The organism is Kitasatospora sp. NPDC029312 (assembly GCF_055569215.1).
Genome location: NZ_JBVHXY010000017.1, coordinates 24,551 through 40,263 on the forward strand (window position 1 = coordinate 24,551; position 15,713 = coordinate 40,263).

13 protein-coding genes are annotated in these 15,713 nt (G+C 72.6%); 11 read left to right on the forward strand and 2 right to left on the reverse strand.

The window, feature by feature from the left end:
• Positions 1–120: 120 nt before the first annotated feature.
• From ACZ4WV_RS16155 to ACZ4WV_RS16200, 10 genes are all read left to right on the forward strand, one after another.
• Positions 121–1,485, forward strand: a complete 1,365-nt coding sequence (locus ACZ4WV_RS16155) for an aminotransferase class V-fold PLP-dependent enzyme (protein ID WP_465747014.1) — start codon at positions 121–123, stop codon at positions 1,483–1,485.
• Positions 1,486–1,792: 307 nt separating this feature from the next.
• The gene (locus ACZ4WV_RS16160; RefSeq protein WP_465747016.1) at positions 1,793–2,785 is read left to right on the forward strand and encodes an L-tyrosine/L-tryptophan isonitrile synthase family protein; all 993 of its coding nucleotides are present in this window, start codon (positions 1,793–1,795) and stop codon (positions 2,783–2,785) included.
• Between the two features lie 45 nt (positions 2,786–2,830).
• On the forward strand, positions 2,831–3,673 hold the full coding sequence (locus ACZ4WV_RS16165) for a TauD/TfdA dioxygenase family protein (RefSeq protein ID WP_465747018.1): 843 nt from the start codon (positions 2,831–2,833) through the stop codon (positions 3,671–3,673).
• 157 nt (positions 3,674–3,830) lie between these two features.
• Positions 3,831–4,967, forward strand: a complete 1,137-nt coding sequence (locus ACZ4WV_RS16170) for an LLM class flavin-dependent oxidoreductase (protein ID WP_465747020.1) — start codon at positions 3,831–3,833, stop codon at positions 4,965–4,967.
• Positions 4,964–6,196 carry a styrene monooxygenase/indole monooxygenase family protein gene (locus ACZ4WV_RS16175; RefSeq protein WP_465747022.1) on the forward strand — a complete coding sequence of 411 codons (1,233 nt, stop codon included), beginning with the start codon at positions 4,964–4,966 and terminating at the stop codon, positions 6,194–6,196. The genes ACZ4WV_RS16170 and ACZ4WV_RS16175 overlap by 4 nt, the downstream gene beginning before the upstream one ends.
• 99 nt (positions 6,197–6,295) lie before the next feature.
• Positions 6,296–7,498, forward strand: a complete 1,203-nt coding sequence (locus ACZ4WV_RS16180; RefSeq protein WP_465747024.1) for an MFS transporter — start codon at positions 6,296–6,298, stop codon at positions 7,496–7,498.
• 60 nt (positions 7,499–7,558) lie between these two features.
• Positions 7,559–8,410, forward strand: coding sequence for a sulfurtransferase (locus tag ACZ4WV_RS16185; protein WP_465747026.1), 852 nt, complete (start codon positions 7,559–7,561; stop codon positions 8,408–8,410).
• Positions 8,411–8,595: 185 nt separating this feature from the next.
• On the forward strand, positions 8,596–9,741 hold the full coding sequence (locus ACZ4WV_RS16190) for an acyl-CoA dehydrogenase family protein (RefSeq protein WP_465747028.1): 1,146 nt from the start codon (positions 8,596–8,598) through the stop codon (positions 9,739–9,741).
• 101 nt (positions 9,742–9,842) lie between these two features.
• Positions 9,843–10,616, forward strand: coding sequence for an NADPH-dependent F420 reductase (locus ACZ4WV_RS16195; protein WP_465747030.1), 774 nt, complete (start codon positions 9,843–9,845; stop codon positions 10,614–10,616).
• Between the two features lie 21 nt (positions 10,617–10,637).
• Complete coding sequence (locus ACZ4WV_RS16200; protein ID WP_465747032.1) at positions 10,638–11,138, forward strand: flavin reductase family protein; 501 nt, start codon at positions 10,638–10,640, stop codon at positions 11,136–11,138.
• A gap of 37 nt (positions 11,139–11,175) precedes the next feature.
• Here ACZ4WV_RS16200 and ACZ4WV_RS16205 read toward each other — a convergent pair whose 3' ends face one another.
• On the reverse strand, positions 11,176–11,388 hold the full coding sequence (locus ACZ4WV_RS16205) for a hypothetical protein (protein WP_465747034.1): 213 nt from the start codon (positions 11,386–11,388) through the stop codon (positions 11,176–11,178).
• Between the two features lie 115 nt (positions 11,389–11,503).
• Positions 11,504–12,184 carry a PAS domain-containing protein gene (locus tag ACZ4WV_RS16210; RefSeq protein WP_465747036.1) on the reverse strand — a complete coding sequence of 227 codons (681 nt, stop codon included), beginning with the start codon at positions 12,182–12,184 and terminating at the stop codon, positions 11,504–11,506.
• A gap of 190 nt (positions 12,185–12,374) precedes the next feature.
• Here ACZ4WV_RS16210 and ACZ4WV_RS16215 point away from each other — a divergent pair, with 190 nt between their 5' ends.
• Positions 12,375–15,539: a bifunctional cytochrome P450/NADPH--P450 reductase gene (locus ACZ4WV_RS16215; RefSeq protein WP_465747038.1), complete on the forward strand. Its 3,165-nt coding sequence runs from the start codon at positions 12,375–12,377 to the stop codon at positions 15,537–15,539.
• Positions 15,540–15,713 lie beyond the last annotated feature (174 nt).

The window sequence follows — 15,713 nt, forward strand, 5'->3', positions numbered from 1 at the left end:
ACACCCGAGAGCACACGCGAGTGAGCAAGGCGTACGGGGTACACAAGGGGAATCGTCCGCTCACTTTCGTCCGCTCAGTTCCACGCAAACCATGCCAAAGTGCTAATCACGGGGGCCGGCATGAAGATGGACTCATTTTTGAACTCCGATACCGAGTGTATTCCCGGCGTGGTCGGCGCCGATTTATCCGTCCCGCTGGTCGACGGCCGACGCGTGTCCCACGCCAACCTCGACCACGCGGCCAGCGCTCCGTGCCTCACCGCCGTCCAGCGCGGGGTGAACCGGCTGCTGCCGTGGTACAGCAGCGTCCACCGGGGCTCCGGCTTCACCTCCATGGTGTCCACCCGGGTCTACGAGGACGCCCGGGCGGCCGTTCGGTGCTTCGTCGGGGCCACGCCCGACGCCGCGGTGCTGTTCACCCGCAACACCACCGACGCGCTCAACCTCCTGGGACGCGCGCTACCCCCGGGTACCTCGGTGTTCCGGTTCTCGACGGACCACCACGCGGCGCTGCTGCCCTGGCGCGGGGCCGAACTCCGGCGGCTCGGCGTGCCGAGCCGGCCCGAGGACGCGCTGCGCCGACTCGACGACGCGCTGGCCGCCGCACCGGACGGCCCACGGCTGGTGGTGCTGACCAGCGTCTCCAACGTCACCGGCGAGGTGTGGCCGGTGGCCGAACTGGCGGAGGTGGCCCGCGGGCACGGCGCGCGGGTGGTACTCGACGCCGCACAGCTGGCACCGCACCGGCCGCTGGACGTGACCGCGCTGGGGGTGGACTGGGTGGCCCTGTCCGGCCACAAGCTGTACGCCCCGTTCGGCGCGGGCGCTCTGGTGGGGGCGCGCGCCTGGCTGGCCGAAGCCGATCCCTACCTGGCCGGCGGCGGCGCGACCGCGCTGGTGGCCGAGGAGGCCGGCGAGGAGACCGTCACCTGGGCAGGCCTGCCGCACCGGCACGAGGCCGGCTCGCCGAACGTGGTCGGCGCCTACGCGATGGCCGTCGCCTGCGACACCCTGACGGCACGGTGGGACGCGATCACGGCCCACGAGCAGGCGCTGGCCACCCGACTGCGGCAGGGCTTGGCGCAGATCCCCGGAGTCCACCTGCTCGGGATGTGGGACCCGGACCACCCGAAGATCGGCGTCGTGTCGTTCACCGTCGAGGAACAGGCCGGCGGACCGGCCGACCAGCAGCTGTTCGCCACCGCCCTGGCGGCGGAGCACGGGATCGGCATCCGGTACGGCGCGTTCTGCGCCCACCAGGCCGTGCACGCCCTGGTGGGCGGGGCCGGCGGGGCCGGCGGGGGCGGCGGGGGCGGCCGGGCGCTGCGCGCCAGCGTTGGCCTCGGCACCACCACCGAGCACGTAGAGCGGCTGCTCGCGGCCCTGGACGGCCTGGTGCGCGGCGGGCCCCGGTGGACGTACCGGCACTCGGACGAGGGCTGGGCGCCGCTGCTCGATCCGCGCCCGGTGCCGCGTTTCCGGTGAAGCCGGGGATTCGCCCGACAGCACTGAACCGACTGCGGCCGCCCGGGGCGGGAATCGGACACCGGGAATATCCCGGTGCGTCCCGACCCGGCGCCCACGGGCCTCATCCGGATCAATAACCATTCCTTTATCGGCCGTTATTCCAATCTAATCGAACGGACATTGCGGGGCGCTCCCGAGGTGTGAAAACCTACGTCTCGGAGGGCGAACCGAAGCCGATACCGGCGCACCCGGACGGGGAAATACCGGGCAGCGCCGGAGCGAAAGGAATATTCCCTGTTCGCCCATCTTCCACGGGGGAGTCACCTTGAGTCCGAACTCGACCACGACAGTTTCGGAAACGGAACTGTCGGACAAGATCGTCAACCTCCTGTACCACTTCCGACGGAGCGAGAGAACGAACGGCGAGAACACCGAAGGGGCGCAGTGTCTCACCTCGCCCTGTGACGACTGTCGCGAGGCCCACCGCGCCAAGCTGGCCTACTTCATCCGCCGGTCGCTGCCGATCCACCTGGTCCTGCCCGCGTTCCCGGCGAAGTCGCCGAACCGGACCAAGGTGCTGGGCGGCATCCCGGACTACGCCGAGTTCCTCGGGTTGAGCTTCCTCCAGGGGCTCTGCGACTACATCAGGCACTTCCACCCCGCCGGCGCGCGGATCACGATCTGCTCGGACGGCCACGTGTTCGGCGACGTGGTCGGCGTCGAGGACGACATGGTGACCGAATACCGGCAGCGCCTGGCCGAGATGATCAAGACGGCCAACTGGTCCTCGCTCGACCTGTACGGACTGGACGACGCGTTCAGCGGGACGGACTACCCGAAGCTGCGCCAGGTGCTTGAACTCGACTACGCGCCGTCGCTCGACGACCTGAAGGAGAGCGTGCGCACCGACCCCAACGCCCGGAGCCTCTTCAACGGGATCCACCGCTTCATGTTCGAGGACGCCGTCGGAGTCAAGGGCGACTCCGTTTCGCGGACCGCGCTGCGGAACGAATCCAAGGAGCGCGCCTACCGGACCATCAGCCGCAGCAATGCCTGGAGCGCGGTGGTGGCCGAACAGTTCCCGCGTGCGATACGGCTCTCCATACACCCGCAGCCCCCGCACTCCGAGAAGATCGGCGTACGGCTGCTGCGGGCCAGCGACGAATGGCTGACGCCGTGGCACGGCGTCGTCCTCGACGACGGCACGAACCTCTCGCTGGTCAAGAAATGGGACGCGGAGAAACTCGACGCCTCCGTGGTCTGGCGCAACGGCCGCCCCAGCCACTACGTCGCTCCGCCGTCGGCCGCCACGCCCTAGCGGTCACCCATCCCAGCGGCCAACACATCCGAGAAAGGCGATCCCGTGAATTCGGTGCCACAGTCCACCAACGCGAGCTACCCCTGCGGCTCCACCGAGACCACCAAGCTGATCCACACCCCGCTGCGCCCGTTCGGCCGGGTCGTGCAGGCCCTCGGCGGCGGTGCCCGGATCGAGGACATCCCGGTCGAGACGCTGCGCCGCTGGACCGAGGAGTCGCGGGTCCTGGTGCTGCGCGGCTTCCAGCTCCTGGCCAAGCAGGAGCTCGCGGACTACTGCCGGCAGTGGGGCGAGGTCCTGAAGTGGGACGCCGGCGAGGTCATCGACCTGGTCGTCGAGGAGAACCCGCGGAACTACCTGTTCGGCAGCGGTGACGTGCCGTTCCACTGGGACGGTGCCTTCGCCGAGGCGGACCCGCGCTACTTCTTCTTCCAGTGCCTGGACGCGACGCCCGGCGTGGGCGGCGAGACCGTCTTCTGCGACACGTCGCGGGTCTACCAGGACGCGGACGACGAGGACCGGGCGCGCTGGAGCCGGGTCAGCATGACCTACTCGACCGACAAGGTCGTGCACTACGGCGGCGAGGTCACCCAGGGGCTGGTCGCCCAGCACCCGGCCACCGGCGTGCCGGTGCTGCGGTTCGCCGAGCCGCTGGCGCCGGAGACGTACAAGAACCCGGTGTTCGTCAAGGTGCACGGGGTCGACGAGTCCGAGGTGGACGGCTTCCTCGGCTCGCTCGCCGAGCGGGTGCACCGCCCCCAGTACTGCTACGACCACGACTGGCAGGCGGGCGACATCCTGCTCGCCGACAACTTCTCGCTCATCCACGGGCGCAACGCGTTCACCGGCCCGACCCAGCGGCACCTCCAGCGGGTCGAGGTCGTTTGAGCCCCGCCCGGCACGGACGGGCAGCGGCGGCGGGCGTCCGCAGCGGGCTACGCAGCGCCGCCGCTGCCCGTGGGGCACCGACGAGTCCATCGCACGAGCACTGGTTGCCCGCGCGAGCAGCGGTCCACAGCGACATCACTGGCAGGAGGAACGGGGAATGAGAGTAGGACTGGCGTGGGACGCCGTGGGGCCGGTCGAGGGCGGGCGGGGGCTGCTCGACCTCGCGCGCGCCGCGGGGATGGACACGTTCCTCGTGTTCGACCACCTGATCAACGTGTTTCCGCGCCAGGCCTGGGACACCGACTTCAGCTACCTGGCCTCGGTGCTCCCCTCCCCGGACCTGTCGCTCGAATTCGCCACCGTGCTCGGCAACTTCGCGGCGAGCGCCGGCTCGGTCCGGCTGGCGGTGGGGGTCACCGACCCGCACCGCCGGCACCCGGCGGTGCTCGCCCAGACCGCCCTGACGCTGGCCCAGTTCACCGAGCGCCCGCCCGTCATCGGCATCGGCGGGGGCGCGCGGATGAACCTCCTGCCGTACGGCATCAGCCCCGGCCGCACGGTGGGCCGGGTCGACGAGGCGCTGCAGATCCTTCGGTTGTTCTTCGACGGCGAGGGACCCCACGACTTCAAGGGCGAGTTCTTCACCCTGGACCAGGCGGTGATGGACCTGCGCGCGCCCGGCGGAGCCGTCCCCGAGGTCTGGGTGGGCGGCAGCGGTCCCCGGATGACCGCGCTCGCGGGCCGCTACGGCGACGGCTGGGTCCCCTCGGACCTGATGGCGCCGGCCGAGTACGCCCGCCGGCTGGCCACCGTACGGGAAGCGGCCGACGCGGCCGGCCGGGACCCGGACCGGATCGTCGCCGCGGGCGGCGTGCCGGTCATCGTGGCCGAGACCGACGCGGCGGCCCGGGAGCTGACCCGGTCCACGGTGATCCGGTACCTGGCGCTGCACGCCGGTGCCGCCCAGTGGGGTGCCCACGGCGTCCCGCACCCGTTCGGCGCGGCCTACCGGGGGCTGTCGCACCTGCTGCCACACCGCCTGACCCGCGAACAGGTCGAGCAGGCCCTGGCCGTCGTGCCGGATGCGCTCGTCGACGACCTGGCGATCGTCGGCAGCCGGCAGACCGTACTCGACCGGATCGGCGAACTCGCCGACGCGGGAATGCAGTTGCCCATGCTGATCCCGGTCTCGGCGCTGGCCTCACCGGAGGCCGCCGGGTACACCGTGGAGACCCTGGCCTGGCTGGCCGGCGAACTGGGTTCGGGCCCCGCCGCCGGGCGGGTGACGGGATGACCGGCACCGGCATCGGCATCATCGGATCCGGCATCTCCGGGCTGCAGTTGGCGCTGCGCCTCCAGCAGCTCGACGTGCCGGTGACGCTGTACTCCGCGCAGACCGTCGAGGAACTCGGCGCGGGCAGGCCGAGGAACTTCCCGGCCCGGTTCGCGCCGACGCAGCAGCGGGAGGCCTCGCTCGGCCTGCGGGACTGGGAGTTCGACGACGCCCGGGTACACGGCTGGGCGGTCACCATGCAGGGTGAGCACGGGCCGCTGGAGTTCCCGGCGGCGCTGAACCCGCCGGCGAGCGTGGTCGACTTCCGGCTCTACCTGCCGCGTCTGTTCGGGGAGTTCACCCTGCGCGGCGGTGACGTGCGGATCGGCCCGGTCGCGGTGGACGAGGCGGCCCGCCGGCACGACCTGGTGGTCGTCGCCAACGGCGACCGGTCCATCCGGGAGCTGTTCCCGGTGGACCCGGCGCGCTCACCGTACCCGGGGCCGCAGCGCGTCCTGTGCACCGGCCTGTACCAGGGCATTCGGGAGGACGCGCCGCACACGCTGGACATCCACTTCGTGCCGGGCGCCGGCGAGATCCTCCGGATCCCGTTCCTGTCCCGCCTCGGCCCGGCGCACGTGCTGGCCTTCGAGGCGGTCCCCGGCGGCCCGTTGGAGCCGCCCGCCCACCTGGACGCCGACGCCGACCCGGTCGGCTTCCGGCGCGAAGTGCTGCGGCTGCTCGCCGAGTTCGCGCCCAGCCTGCGCGAACGCGTCGACACCGAACGGTTCGGCCTGATCGCGCCGGGCGAGCTGGCCCAGGGCGGCGTCGCTCCGGCGGTCCGCCAGGGGTGGGCCCGACTCGCCGACGGCACGTGCGCCCTGGCCGTCGGCGACGCCTGGATCACCAACGATCCGCTCACCGCCCAGGGCGCCAACCTCGGTTCCCATACGGCCTTCGCCCTGGCCGGGCTCATCGCCGAGGCGGACGGTCCACTGGACGAGGAGTTCTGCCGTGCGGCGTCGGCCCGGCTGTGGGAGCACGCCCGGCACGTCGTCGAGTGGAGCAACGCGTTCCTGGCCCCGCCCCCGCCGCACGTCCAGGAGCTGTTCGGACGGGCGGCCGCGGACAAGCGGATCGCGGACGCCTTCATCAGCCGCTTCCACGACCCCGAGGCGATGTGGGCCGTGCTGTCCAGCCCCGCCGGGGTCGCTTCCTTCGTGGAGGCCTGCACCGACGACAGACCGTGAGCCAGCCCACGCGACCACGGGTCACGCGACCGCGCGTCACTCACGCGACCGCTTCACCCGCAACCGGCCGACCGAGTACCCCCGAATCCGATTCGAGAGATGACCATGCCCATCAGTGTCCTGTCCCTCATGTTGTGCGTCTTCGGCATCACCACCGGCGAGTTCGTGGTCGCCGGGATCCTGCCGGACGTCGCCGACGGCCTCGACGTGTCCATCCCCGCGGCCGGCCTCCTGGTGACGGCCTACGCCCTCGGGATGATCTTCGGCGGCCCCATCCTGACGGCGCTCACTGCCAGGTACCAGCGAAAGCCGCTGATCCTCGTGCTGCTGCTGATCGCGGTGGTCGGCAACCTGGCGTCCGCGGTCGCGCCCGTCTACAGCGTGGCCTTCGCGGCACGCGTCGTCACGGCGCTCGTGACCTCGACCTTCTTCGCCAACGCGATCGTCATCGCCACCTCGACCGTGCCGCCGCAGAAGGCGGCCTCCACCGTGGCGAAGCTGATCCTGGGCATGAACCTCGCGATGATCCTCGGCGCTCCGCTGGGCACCTGGGTCGGGCACAGCTTCGGCTGGCGTGCGACCTTCGTCGCGATCGCGGTCATCTGCGCCCTCGGCTTCCTCATGGTGACCCGTTTCGTGCCTCCCGTGGCCAACGAGACCTCCACCTCGGCGTTCGGTGAGCTGCGGGTGCTGCGCAAGTCCCCCGTCCAGATGGCCATCCTGATGACCGTCGTCGGCAACGCCGGCCTGCTCATCGTGTTCACCTACTTCGCCCCGCTGCTGACCGACCTCGCGGGCTTCACCGCCGACACGGTGCCGGTGCTGCTGCTCGTCTACGGCGTCGGCGCGACCGTGGGCAACCTCGGCGGCGGCTGGCTGTCCGACCGCGCGCTGATGCCCTCGCTGGTCGGCCTGCTGACCGCGCTGGCGGCGGCCCTCGCCGTGGCGTGGGCGGTCGGCTCCGGCACCGTGGGCGCCGCGATCATGGTCTTCGTGCTCGGCGCCCTGGGCTTCTCGATCGTCCCCGGCACGCAGGCCCGGGTGCTGGGGACCGCCTCGGAGGCACCCACCCTGGCACTCGCCGTGAACTCGTCCGCCTACCAGCTCGCGGCAGCGCTCGCCTCCTGGCTGGGCGGCCGGATCATCGACAGCGGCATGGGCCTGCACGGGATCTACCCGGTGGCCGCCGCCATCACCGTCCTCGGCGTCCTGGCCAGCCTGTTCGCCTGGTTCCGGGACACCCGCACCGCCGTGGCCGCACACCCGGCCGCGACCCCGGATGCCGAGGTCACGACGGCATGACAACGAGCCGCATGACTCCCGACCGAAGCCGCACGACCCCGAACCGGAAAGGAACGAACCATGGCTCGTGAATCCGTCGTGGTCTCCGGCGAGTGGGCGGCGGCCCGCACCGACGAGCCGGGCACGGTGTTCCTGGAGACCGGCAACAGCGACTCCGACTACCGGAAGGGTCACATCCCGGGCGCCGTCTGGATCGGCTGGGACGAGTTCCAGGACGGCCTCCGGCTCGGCCTCGTCGACGCCGGAGCGTTCGAGAAGCTGCTGAGCGCCAAGGGGATCGGCAACGACGACACCGTCGTGGTGTACTCCGCGAACCTCAACCTGCTCGCGGCACCGGTGCTCTGGTACCTCCGGCTCTACGGCCACCAGGCGGTGAAGCTGCTCGACGGCGGCCGGGAGAAGTGGCAGCGCGACGGCCACCCGCTCACCGCCGAGGAGACCGTCCGGCCGGCCACCAGCTTCCGCGCCGAGCCGCCGGACCACTCGATCCGGGCCACCCGGGACGACGTGCTGGCCGCCATCGGCACCCAGAACCTCATCGACGTCCGCACCCCCGACGAGTACGCGGGCCGCATCTTCGCCCCGGGCTTCGCCGGGGAGGCGTTCGCACCCGGCAACAGCCCGCACGACGTGGCGCAGCGCGCGGGCCACATGCCCGGCGCGGTCAACGTCCCGTGGGAGGGGGCGCTCAACCCGGACGGCACCTTCAAGTCCACGGAGGCCCTGGAACGGGTCTACGGGGGGCTGGACCCGGCCCGCGGCTCCATCACGTACTGCTGGGTGGGCGCGCGCTCCGCGCACTCGTGGTTCGTCCTGAGCGAGCTGCTCGGTTGGCCGGACGTCAGGAACTACGACGGCTCCTGGGGTGAGTACGGCTCGCTGATCGGAGTTCCCGTCGAGCGCGGCGACTGAGCTCGCCGCATTCCCCGGCCGGCGCCCCGGCCACCCGGCCACCCGCAGCAGTCGGGCGGGGGAGCCGTGCCGCCGTCCTGCCCCTGCCACGTCCACGCACCAGAGCCTCCACGTCCACGCACCAAACGACCGAAGCGCTGCCGCCTCCCACCGTGGGGGGCGGCCCGATCTGGAAGGTGTTCGCGATGGGATCCGACGTCCTGCCCGCCATAGCCGCCCTGGCGCCCCAACTGGCCGATGCCGCCGCCCGGGCCGACGCCGACCGCCGGCTGTCCGACGACACGGTCACGGCGATGCAGGAGGCGGGGGTGTTCCGGGTCGCCATGCCCAAGCGGTACGGCGGTGGCGAGGCACCGCTGCGCACGCACCTGGACGTGTCCTCCGCCGTGGCCGAGCTCGACGGCGGCGCGGGCTGGCTGGCCTCGCTCTGGAACGGCAACGCCTGGTGCGTCTCCCTGTTCCCCGAGCAGGCGCAGGACGACGTGTGGGGCGAGACGCCCGACGCCCTGGTCAGTGGCGCCCTCAAGCCCAGCGGCCCGGTCCGCCGGGTGGCCGGCGGCTACCGGGTCAGCGGCGGCTGGAGCTACGCCTCCGGGATCTGGCACGCCTCCTGGGTGATCGCCTCCGTCGTCCTGGAGGACGGCCCGGCGGCCATGCTGGTGCCCCGCGAGGACTACCGGATCGTGGACGAGTGGCACATGGCCGGCATGCGGTCGACCGGCAGCAACCGCTACGTGATCGAGGACGCGTTCGTGCCCGAGCACCGGGTGCTGCACCTCGGGCCCATGGTGGGCGGCGGAAACGTCACCGACGAGCTCGCCCCCGCGTACCGCACCGCGATGGTGCCGTCGCTCGTACTGATGGTCTCCGGGCCTCAACTCGGGCTCGGCCGGGCCGCGTTGAGCCACGTGATCGAGGCCGCCGGGCGCAAGGGGATCGCCTTCACCGACTTCGCCCTGCAGCGGGACTCGGTCGGTTTCCAGCTGCAGGTCGCCGAGGCCGCCACCGCCCTGGACACCGCTCACCTGCACGCCTACCGCGCCGCCGACGCCCTCGACGGCCACGCCGCCGACACCGTCTACCCGGCCGCGCTGCTCCGCGCCCGCTACCGCGCCGACGCGGCCGTGGCCGCCCGGCGGGTGAACCGCGCCCTGGAGACCCTGATGACCGCCCACGGCTCGAGCGGCCTCGCCGACGCCAGCCCGCTGCAGCGGATCTGGCGCGACGCCAGCGTGGCGGCCCGCCACGGCATGCTGATCCCCCAGGTCAACCTGGAGGTCTACGGCGCGGCCCTGGTGGGCGCGGAGAACAAGGTCAGCCCGTTCGTGTAAGGGGCCCGATCGGCAGGGCCGCACGTGACAGGTGACAGGGACCGATCGGCAGGGCCGCGGCAGCGCGGCCCGCACCGACCGGACCATCGATCGACAACAGGATGGAGAACGACATCGTGACGAAGACCCTCGGGCTGATCGGCAGCGGCATGATCGGCGGCAATCTGGCCCGCCTCGCCGTGGACGCGGGCCTCGACGTGGTGCTGAGCAACTCCCGGGGCCCCGGGACCCTCACCGACCTGGTCGCCGAACTCGGCCCCCGGGCGCGGGCCGCCACCCCCGCCGAGGCCGCCCAGGCGGGTGACCTCGTGGTGGCGACTGTCCCGCTGGGCGCCCTCGAGAAACTGCCCGCCGAGGCCATGGCCGGCAAGACCGTGATCGACACCATGAACTACTACCCGGAGCGCGACGGCCGGATCGCCGCCCTGGACACCCGCGAGCTGACCTCCAGCAGCCTGGTGCAGCGCCGGCTGGCCGGCTCCCGCGTGGTCAAGGCCTGCAACAACATCCACTTCATCAGCCTGTACACCGTCGCCCGCCCCGCCGGCTCGCCCGAGCGCAGCGCCCTGCCGATCGCCGGCGACGACGCGGACGCCAAGGCCGACGTCACCGCCCTGCTGGACGTCCTCGGCTACGACACCGTGGACCTCGGCGCCCTCGCCGACAGCTGGCGCAGCGAACCCGGAACGCCGCTCTACGTGCGCCCTTACTTCCCGGGGATGCCGCCCTGGGGGACGAGCCAGGAGGCCCTCTTCCGCTGGTTCCGCGACACCCGGGGCGTTCCGGTGACGGCGGACCGGGTGAAGGAGCTGGCGACCCTCGCGATCCGGAACCACACCGGGGAGCGGCTCCCCGGGAAGTTCACGTCCGATTGACCATCAGGAGCACCGGTGTCCATGTCCAACGGGGGATCCACGCCGGAGTCGTTCCGGCGAACCATGTCCAGGCTCGCCACGGGGGTCGTCGTACTCTCCGTCGGCGAGCCTGACGTCCACGCGATGACGGCCAACGCGTTCGGATCGGTGTCACTCGATCCGCCGCTGGTGCAGTGCTGCATCGCCCACAGCGCGGTCATGCACGACAGCCTCACCAAGGCACGGACTTTCGGCGTCTCGATACTGGACGCCGGCCAGGAACAGATCGCCCGCTACTTCGCCGACAAGGCGCGCCCGCTGGGGATGGCCCAGTTCGACGGCGTCCCCTGGCAGCCGGGCCCACTCACCAGCGCACCGCTCCTCCCCGGTGCGCTGGCCTGGCTGGAGTGCGAGCTCGTCGAGTCCCACCTCGCCGGGGACCACTCGCTCTTCCTCGGGAAGGTGCTCTCCTCCGCCACCGGCGACGGCCAGGAGGCCCTCCTCTTCTACGTGGGCCGCTTCCAGCGCTTCGCGGCGGTGTGACCTGACGGCACGGAACCTGCTGCCGGGAACTACTGGTCTAGGCGATGCCCTGCCCGTCGATGTCCGCTCCCCACTCGTCCTCGCCGACGGCGCCCACGCAGTAGCCGCCGCCCTGCACGGTGCCGCCGGCCTCCTGGCACTGCTCGGCGGTGACGTCGTGGGGGAGCGCCCAGGCCGGGGCGGCGCCGCCGAGGACGAGGAGGGCGGCGGTGAGGGGGACGGCCAGCCGGGCCGGCGATGAAGTGATCATGCGTTCTACGGCAGCACGCGCCGAGGACGGTGGCGAGCCGGGTGCCTCCATTCGCGGACCGCGAGGGCGATTCTCCGGGGCGACGTGGCATCGGGCAGAAGGGGCGGTGGCCGAGTCAGCTGGGCCTGGCCACCTCCGGGGGCCAGGCGCCGGGGGTGAGGACACCGAGGGCGTAGGCGCGGGCGACCAGGGCGGTGCGGTTGGGGAGTTGCCAGCGGCGGGTGAGGCGGGCGAGGTGGTAGTTGACGCCGTCCGCGGTGATGCCGATCTCCTTGGCGATCCTGGTGGTGGTGGCGCCCCGGGCGGCCGCGGCGAGGATGCGGGCCTCGATCGGACTGGCCTCGGCGCCCGGGTCGGCCGTCGGCCCGGCGGGCCGGGCGGGCGGTTCGTCGAGGGCGCGCAGCGACAGCAGCAGGTTCGGGGTCTGCTCCGGGGTGTCGGCTACCAGGTCGACGGTCATCTCGCCCTGGCGCTCGCCACCGTCGACGGGCGTCCAGGACACCCGGGCCGGGTACTGCGAGCGGCGGTGCAGCCGGACGGCATCGGCGAGCGACTGAAGAGTGGTGTTGTCCCGCAGGCTGAAGTACTCCAGGATCCGGCGGTTGCGCAACTGCCCCGGCAGGACGCCGAACTGGGCCGCCATCGCGCGGTTGACGATCAGGATCCGGCCGCCGAACTCCACCACCGCTATGGGCAGCGGCACATGGTCCAGCAGGCGCAGTGCCCGGTTGCGCCAGATCACCGCGGCGTCCAGCCGGGTGCCGGCCGCCGGACCGCAGCCCTCGGTCGGTCGCATGCTCCGCACTCCTCGCGCACTCGTCCCGCATTCCTCCCGCGCCAGCCGCGCCCGCATCAGACCTGACGGGTCGTGGGCAAGTCTCCGGATGCCGCTGGGACTACACAATCATGTAGTGATCGCCGCCGCGCGTACGTCCCGGGGGCGCAGAGTGGAGGAGTCGAGAACTTTCCCAGGGAGGGACCACGCGATGACCGACACCATGACCGAGGCCGTGCCGGCTCCACCGACCCTGCCGCCCGCGCGGGCCCGGAACGTCCCCCTGGTGGACATCTCCGCACTCCCGCCGGTCTCCGCCCCCGTGCTGCGCACCATGGAACTGGTCAGAGAGCACGGACCGGCCTACGTCCAGCGGTTGCACGGGCGCGACACCCTGGTCGTCGGCAGCCTGGACCTGGTGGAGGAACTGGCCGACGAGGAGCGGTTCCGCAAGGCCGTCGGCCCGGCGCTGGAGAACGTCCGCGAGTTCACCGGCGACGGCCTGTTCACCGCCTACAACGAGGAGCCCAACTGGGCCCGGGCGCACGACATCCTGATGCCCGCCTTCGCGCTCGGGTCGATGCGCACCTACCACCCGGTGATGCTGCGGGTGGCCCGCCGGCTGATCGACTCCTGGGACCGCCGCGCGGCCGCCGGGCTGACGGTGGACGTGCCCGACGCCATGACCCGGATGACCCTGGACACCATCGGGCTGGCCGGGTTCGGCTTCGACTTCGGCTCCTTCGAGCGGGACGACCTGCACCCCTTCGTCGAGGCGATGGTGCGCTGCCTGGAATGGGCGATGACCAGGCTCACCCGGGATCCGGAGCTCGATCACAGCGAGCGCGACGCGGCGTTCCGGGCCGACGCCGACTACCTGGCCGGGGTGGTGGACGAGGTCATCACCGCTCGGGTCGGCAGCGGTGGACCGGGCCCGGCCGAGGACCTGCTCGGCCTGATGCTGGACGCGGTGCACCCCGTCGACGGGACTCGGCTGGACATCGAGAACATCCGCAACCAGGTGATCACCTTCCTGATCGCCGGCCACGAGACCACCTCGGGCGCGCTGTCCTTCGCGCTGTACTACCTGTCCAAGCACCCCTCCGAACTCCGGCGCGTCCAGCGCGAGGTGGACGCCCTCTGGGGCGACCAGCCCGACCCGGAGCCCACGTACGAGGACGTCGGGCGGCTGCGCCGCACCCGCCAGGTGCTCAACGAGGCGCTGCGGCTGTGGCCGACGGCTCCCGCGTTCAGCCGGGAGGCGCGCGAGGAGACCCTGCTCGGAGGGCGGATCCCGGTCCAGCCCGGGCAGCCGATCTTCGTGGTCACACCGATGCTGCACCGCGACCCGGCCTGGGGCGACAACCCGGAGCTGTTCGACCCGTCCCGCTTCGACCCGGAGCGCGAGCAGGCCCGTTCGCCGCATGCCTTCAAGCCCTTCGGCACCGGCGAACGCGCCTGCATCGGCAGGCAGTTCGCGCTGCACGAGGCCACCATGCTGCTGGCCATGCTGGTCCACCGCTACCGGCTGATCGACCACGCCGACTACCGGCTGACCCTCAAGCAGACCCTCACCATCAAGCCCGACGGCTTCACCCTCGCCCTCGCCTCGCGCACCCCCGCGCCGGTGGCGCAGCCGGTTCGCGGCAGGGGCGCCGCCGAACGTTCGGAACTGCCCGGCCGGGTCCGCCAGGGCACCGGCCTGCTGCTCCTGCACGGCTCCAACTACGGGGCCTGCCGCGAGTTCTCCCGCCGGCTCGCGGAGGTGGCCGGCGAACTCGGCTGCGCGACGGAGATCGCCCCGCTGGACGCCTACGCGGACGGGCTGCCCACCGATCGGCCGGTGGTGATCACCGCCGCCTCGTACAACGGGCAGCCGACCGACGACGCCGCCGCCTTCGTCCGGCGGCTGCAGGAGGACGGGAGCGCGGCCGGGGTCCAGTACGCCGTGCTCGGCATCGGCGACCGCACCTACGCCGCCACCTACCAGCGCGTCCCCGCCCTCATCGACGACCGGCTCGCCGCCCTCGGCGGCACCCGGCTGCTCGCCCGCGCCGAGGCAGACGCCTCCGGTGACCTGTCCGGGACGGTCCGGGCGTTCACCGATGCGCTGGGCACCGCCCTGCTGGAGCGCTACGGGGACGCCGACGCCCCGGCCGCCCGCCAGGAGGAGGCCGCGTACACCGTCACCGAACTGGTCGGCGGACCGCTCGACGCGCTGGCCGCCCGGCACGGCATGGGCGAGCTGACCGTCACCGCGGTCGAGACCCTGACCGACCCGGCGTACCACCGGGTGAAGCGGCTGGTCCGGCTGGCCCTGCCGGAGGGCGTGGAGTACCGGACCGCCGACCACCTCACCGTGCTCCCGGCCAACGATCCCGAGCTGGTCGGGCGCGCCGCCGACCTGTTCGGCGTGGACCTCGACACCGTGCTCTCCGTGGTGGCCCACCGTGGCTCCGGGCTGGCCGTGGACCGTCCGCTCACGGTCCGCGAACTCCTCACTCACCACGTGGAGTTGCAGGACCGCCCGAGCGCCGCGCAGCGCGCCGTGCTGGCCGGGCTCAACCCCTGCCCGCCCGAGCAGGCCGCGCTGCGGGCGCTGCCGGCGGACGACCCCCGCACCCTGCTCGACCTGATCGAGGACCACCCGGCGCTGCGCGGGCGGTTGAGCTGGCCGGTGCTGCTGGAGCTGCTGCCGCCGATCCGGCCGCGGCACTACTCGATCTCCTCCTCGCCCGCCGACGACCCGGGTCGGGCCGACCTGATGGTCTCGGTGCTCAGCGCCCCGGCCCGTTCCGGACGGGGAACCTTCCGTGGCACCGGCTCGGGCTACCTCGCCCGGCTGGCCGTCGGCGACACCGTACGGGCACGGGTGCAGCCGTGCCGGGAGGTGTTCCGGATCGGCCACGACACCCCGGTGATCATGATCGCCGCCGGCACCGGCCTGGCGCCCTTCCGCGGGGCCGTCGCCGACCGGCGCGCGCTCGCCGGGGGAGGGGCGGAACTCACCCCCGCGCTGCTGTACTTCGGCTGCGACGACGCGCAGGCGGACTACCTGCACCGCGCCGAGCTGGAGGCGGCCGAACGGGCCGGCGCGGTCTCGATGCGGCCGGCGTTCAGCGAGCGGCCGGTCGACGGGCGGCGCTTCGTCCAGGACCGCATCGCCGCCGAGGCGGCGGAGGTATGGGGACTTCTGGCAGCCGGCGCGCGGGTGTACGTGTGCGGCGACGGCGCCCGGATGGCGCCGGGCGTGCGGGAGGCCTTCCGGGCGCTGTACCGGGAGCGCACGCCGGGGGCGGACGAGCAGCAGGCCCAGGACTGGCTGCAGGGCCTGGTCGAGTCCGGCCGCTACGTCGAGGATGTGTACGCGGGCTGACGGACCGCCGGTCACGGCTTGACGCCCGAGCCGGAGCAGGAGCCGGAGCTCGAGCCGAAGCCGAAGCCCGAGCCGTGGGGGCTGAGCAAGATGGGGGGGGGGGGGGGGGTTGGGGCTTTGGGGGCGGGGGCGGTTCCGAGGGGGGGGGGGGAGAGCGGGTCTGGCGCGAAGGAA